Source organism: Hoylesella timonensis S9-PR14, assembly GCF_000762405.1.
Lineage (GTDB): Bacteria > Bacteroidota > Bacteroidia > Bacteroidales > Bacteroidaceae > Prevotella > Prevotella timonensis_A.
Window position 1 is genome coordinate 1 of record NZ_JRPQ01000248.1, and the last position, 5116, is coordinate 5116.

Consider the following 5116-nt stretch of genomic DNA (forward strand, 5'->3'; position numbering starts at 1 on the left):
ATCTTACTGACGGTTTCTATCGGCAAACCGTTCTCCAAACAGATGGTCGTGGCAAAGGTNTGCCGTGCCGTATGCGAAGTGGCTTCGGTATGAGNTGGGAGTCCNGCCTTGATGATNATGTCCCTTATCTTGCGGTTGAAATGGCTATTCGTGGGGAACTCACGAAAGAGCAAACCCTCCTTTCGTCCGTCNCTGNCAATGGTGAGTATCTCTTCGGCAATGGGCAATAAAGGAACAATGCTCCTGTTCTGTGTCTTTGTGCGACAGAGCGATATGTACCTACGCCCATCCCCGAATGTATAAACATCGNCCATTCGGAGTTTCTTCAAGTCTGAGAATGCCAGCCCCGTGAAACAGCCCAAGAGGAAGATGAGCCTGCAATGGTTGTCCACCGAGCGGTGTGGGCGATATGAGAGAAGTTTGTGTAAATCGTCAGAAGTGAGGGCATTGCGCTCGTAGGTGGGCGTTTCAATGTCTATCAGTTCAAAAGGGTCTGCATGGATATATCGCTCTTGCAATGCTTTTCGGATGACTTGATGCAGGTGGCGCAGACGGTTGGAAACAGTGCTTTCCTTGTTTCCCAAGTCCCGTAGCATAAACAGGCGGTAGCTTTCTATGAGGTCCTTGTCTGCCTCTTTGGGAAGACAGTCCTCATTTTCCCTTGTTTTTAGAAAAAGTGCAAAATTCTTCCTACTGTCCCTGAAAGCCCTAACGGTAGCCTTTCCTATCGTCTTGCCCTGCAATGCCTCCTTGCTTTCACAGACGGATTGGTAAATCTCTATGAGTGTCGGGGTGGGCTTGTTTTGGTGCTGGAACTGCTCTTTGAGATATTCTGCCGTAATGTAGTTCTCTTCTCTTAACGTGAGTTCATAGAGTGCGTGAAGTCGGTCTTCTATTGAGTTCAGTTGCAGATTGACGGCATGCGCTCTGTTTGCCACCACTTTTATGCGCCCTTTCTTTGNTTGCCAATCATCNGGNGAGGTGTACAAACCTGTTGAGAATGAAGAAGACGCACCATTGCAGGTGATACGGCAGCGGATAATGCATTCATTCCTTTCGCTTGTCTTGCTTCTGTCTATATAGAATAGAATTGAAAATGTACTTTTCATTGTTCTTGNACTTTTAGTTGATTAAACGATATTGTGCGATGAGAGGGAGAATCTTCTCCACATCCCGAAAGACACGCTCNGGAGAAGTCTCTGCATACACCTGTGTGGTCTTTATTTGGCTGTGTCCGAGCATTTTCGATACGCTTTCGATGGANACGCCTTCTGAAAGCGTCATCTGCGATGCGAAGGTATGCCTTGCCATGTGATAGGTCAGCGTTTTCTGAATACCGCAAAGTCGTGCTATCTTTTTGAGGTGTATGTTCAATGTGTCACAGCCTGGTATGGGCAGCAGATACCCTTTTGGGGGTTCGTGGCGGAACGCCCTCGTATGAATGCCCTTGTACCGCTCAATGATGGCGGATGCTTCGGGTAATAATGGAATGTGGCATACATTGCCCGTCTTCACTCTCGGCTTGCGTATCCAATCCATATCAGACTCGTGGATGATATGCTCTGCCGTGAGGTGGTACACATCCGTGTAGGAAAGCCCTGTATAGCACGAAAAGAGAAACATATCCCTCGACACCTGCTCGTAGCCTTGCAGTTCGTTATCGGTTAATGCCGCAATCTTGTTTACTTCCTCCCTTGTAATGTATCGGGGTGTTCCAACGTCCCAGCGGATGGAATGACCGATAAAAGGATAGGTGTCTATGATGTGCCGTTTGTGCAGGTCTTTGAGCAGGGATGCCAGCATAGTAAGATAACCAGCCGAAGTGTTGAGTTTAAAACCCTTTTCTTTGGCAAAATACTCCTCCAAGTCCTTGATAAGGGCTGTATCGGCTTTTTGCACGGGGATATCGTCCACATGGTAGCGGCATCTCAGAAATTCAGACAGATGCTTGCGGAAGAGCAGCAGACATTTCAGTCTTCTTTCGCTGCGATCTATGCCAACTCGCTCACGGAAGCGGTCAATATACTCATCCGCATGATGAAGCAGCCCCTGCGACTCGCTGTTTAACCCGAATACAAGTTCCCTTATCTTCCTTGCCGTGACAGTGTTGTTCAACTTGCCCGAAAGCGATTCATAAACTTGATAGACACTTACTTGCAGTCGGTCAAGTTCCCTGTTCACTGATACGGCTTCGGAACTCTTTCCTACAAGTCGCTGTTTACGACTATCCCAAATTTTTGGCGTACAGGCACATTTGCAACTGAACTGAACCATTGAGCGACCGATACTGATGCGTCCCATGATGGGACTTTTTCCGTTTTTGTCCTGCGTACCTCTTTTGAGGTAGAAAAGCAGCTTGATTTTTTCTTTTTCCATTGTTTTTTTGCTTACAAAATTATACTTCCCAGAGGAACTTTGAGCGATGCAAAACATTGATAATGAAAGAGAAAACACCGTTTTAGTTACCACTTTTAGCTGTTCTTTTCCTTTCATCGTTTCTTATGGGGCACAGAACGAAGCGTATAAAATGAATTGAGGATAAAAACGGCTTATTGTTTTATATTTCAAAGAGTTATGCGTTTAGATAAAATATGAGCCTCTAAAACGAAACGTTTACATTGGTTTAATTTTGGTTTACATCTGGTGCTTGTTGAGGCTTAAAAGAGGGGCTAAACGTTTACATACAGTTACGACTGGTTTACATTGAGCCAAACCGGACAGAACTGAGGGTGGGTATTCCGCTCTTTTTTATTGCTTTTTCAAAAAAAACAAAATGCTATTTTATTCCATATAGATATTATTTGGTATATTTGCATCGTAAAAATATGGATTATGGCAAAGGTTATACATGTACATTTGATACACGGATTAGAAGGAACGAAGCGAAAGGACTGGTATTTCAGTAGCATATCAGCCGTTTATACAGTGTTTACGCCTAAACAGGTGGGCGCCACACGCAATTATTTGCTCCATGCCGGGCTATCTGGGAACGGCACTATTATCACGAAACAGGCTATTATAAAGCAATCTACGCTTATTTCGGGCGGTTCAGGGGTAACGTATAAAGACTAATAAAGAGGGGGCTTAGAACAGCCTTAAAACGCCGTTTGAAAGGGTGGTAAAATCAGCGTGGTTTTATCACCCTTTTTTTCGTGCTCTGTGGGTGATTTTAGGGGGGTGCTTATTCAACCGGTTATTCAAAGTGGTTATTCATTTATATTAAAGTGGTTATTCAAAATAGGGTTTTGAGGGGGTACGATACAAGGGGGTGAAGATACTGTTTTTTCAAAGATAAGTGCGTTTTTAGTACCGATAGCCCCCCCCCTAAATGCCACCATGTTTTGAAGTTTCACCTTATTATATAACGAGAAATCAGGCACTTATTCGTTATAAGGAAACTAAAAAGAGGGGGAAGCCCCCGAAAGGGGGGCATGGGGGGGGGAGATGGGGGGCTGTGGGAGAACGTTGAAGTGACCGAATTATAACCTGTACAATAAAAGTGTTATATAGGTTTGTGCGAATAACTAAAATTGGACATTATTGGGTGATTATTACCAAGTGTCAATGCTTTTATCATCATTATGTTTATTCAAGTAAGATAAAAAGGATGACATTGTATTGTAGGAGTATGCATTGCAGTTAATAAATGCCTGTGAATAAGATTCTTTATGATCACCATTAAGATTTGACGGGAACACAGCTTTAGGAGATATTAAATTTGATTCTGTCCCTTTTTTGAATAAATCAAATGCACCCAAAATATAATGAGGTACTTTTGTTTCAAAAGTTAGAGAATCTTTATATACCTTTATCCTTATTTTTAATTCAGCATGTATAATAGTTGCATTATAAAGTCCTGTGACTTGCCCCACATTTGCCCATTTCCCTTCACCGTAGCAAATATTATTAATCGTGTCTATCTTTATTTCTGCACCTTTTTCTAAATTAAGAATCGATTTTAAGAAGCCATAACTTATCTTCGTCATTTCTTTAGTGGTCATATTGCAATTATTAGCCACATTATACTTATAATAAATGTCTCCATCCAAATTAAGTGGAAAATGTTTTATAGCCTCTTTTGCCCATTTCTTATTGCTACTTTTTTTTATTGCATTCCATTTTGCTTGTTTAGAAACAAAGTCCATACATTCAAATTTTTGTGCAATAGAATTAGTCGAAGTTAGAAACATAAAAGCTAATAGTAATAGATATTTTTTCATTGTATAAAATTTTAATTATTTATGATACAGAAGGAAGGCGAAGTTATACCAAGCGAACAAGGCCGATGATCGTACTGAGAGAGCGGATGTCGGACTTAGGAAGGTGGAATGGCTTGAAGCGTGGGTTTTCGGAAATACAGAGGATGGATTCTTGATCGTCTTCTGCTTCCTCCACTCGTTTGACGAGGGCACCCTGACTGGTGTCGAGGACGTAGATGCCACCCCATTGGAAGAAGAGTATGTCGGAAATTTTACGGCAAGCGATGATGTCGCCATTCTCATAGAGGGGGTGCATGGAGTCGCCTGAAACCCGGATGAGAAAGTTTGCCCCCTTCGCCTCAAACTCCGGGATTGAGTAGTGTTCGCAGTCTTCCATATATACGCCATCATTGTCGGCGGATGGGAAACCTGCCACGGCATCTATGGGAATAAGAGGGATGCCCCTCCGCTTATTGGAGGATTTGGGAGGTTCGGCAGACCTCTTATGGGCTTCTATTGGCTTGTCGAGGTCAGATTTAAGCATATTCCCTGTGCCTGTGAGAAGCCATTCCCCTGAAATCCCATAAAGAAGTACAATATTCTGTATTGCTGAAGTTCCAACACTGCTCCTTCCCTTAGAAATCTCGGTTACCATGGATGGGCTGACGCCTACACTGGATGCAAACTCTTTCTTACTGGTTACCAAGCCATCACTCAAAAGCCTTTCATAGGCCTCTATAAATCTGCTTGAGACCTCTTTTTTATCTCCCATATACAGAATATTGAAAAATAATTACCTAAAAACTTTGTCCGTATTACAGAAAACTGTATCTTTGCAACGTGTTCCATTAGGAAACGCGCCCAAAGATACGGAAAAGGGGCGAGATTAACGAATTTAAAGGATTAAAGATTATGAA

The 5116-nt window shown here is 42.7% G+C and carries 5 protein-coding genes; 1 reads left to right on the top strand and 4 read right to left on the bottom strand.

The window, feature by feature from the left end:
- Both HMPREF9304_RS12270 and HMPREF9304_RS12275 read right to left on the bottom strand, forming a co-directional pair.
- Positions 1-1109 (bottom strand): site-specific integrase (locus HMPREF9304_RS12270; protein ID WP_036929659.1); only part of this gene is annotated, 1109 nt, incomplete at its 3' end.
- Positions 1110-1122: 13 nt separating this feature from the next.
- Positions 1123-2376, bottom strand: a complete 1254-nt coding sequence (locus HMPREF9304_RS12275) for a site-specific integrase (RefSeq protein ID WP_036929662.1) — start codon at positions 2374-2376, stop codon at positions 1123-1125.
- 456 nt (positions 2377-2832) lie between these two features.
- On the opposite strand from HMPREF9304_RS12275, the gene HMPREF9304_RS12280 reads away from it, so the two are divergent.
- Positions 2833-3072, top strand: a complete 240-nt coding sequence (locus tag HMPREF9304_RS12280; RefSeq protein ID WP_036929665.1) for a hypothetical protein — start codon at positions 2833-2835, stop codon at positions 3070-3072.
- 479 nt (positions 3073-3551) lie between these two features.
- On the opposite strand, the gene HMPREF9304_RS12285 is transcribed toward HMPREF9304_RS12280, so the two are convergent.
- A complete protein-coding gene (locus HMPREF9304_RS12285) occupies positions 3552-4220 on the bottom strand; it encodes a hypothetical protein (protein WP_036929668.1) in 669 nt (222 codons plus the stop codon).
- 43 nt (positions 4221-4263) lie between these two features.
- Positions 4264-4917: a S24 family peptidase gene (locus HMPREF9304_RS12290; protein ID WP_197061675.1), complete on the bottom strand. Its 654-nt coding sequence runs from the start codon at positions 4915-4917 to the stop codon at positions 4264-4266.
- Positions 4918-5116: the final 199 nt, after the last annotated feature.

What these genes read in the sequence shown, in the direction of transcription:
- HMPREF9304_RS12280 (WP_036929665.1), top strand. Translation starts at nt 2,833, where the DNA reads ATGGCAAAGGTTATACATGTACATTTGATACACGGATTAGAAGGAACG.
- HMPREF9304_RS12285 (WP_036929668.1), bottom strand. Translation starts at nt 4,220, where the DNA reads ATGAAAAAATATCTATTACTATTAGCTTTTATGTTTCTAACTTCGACT.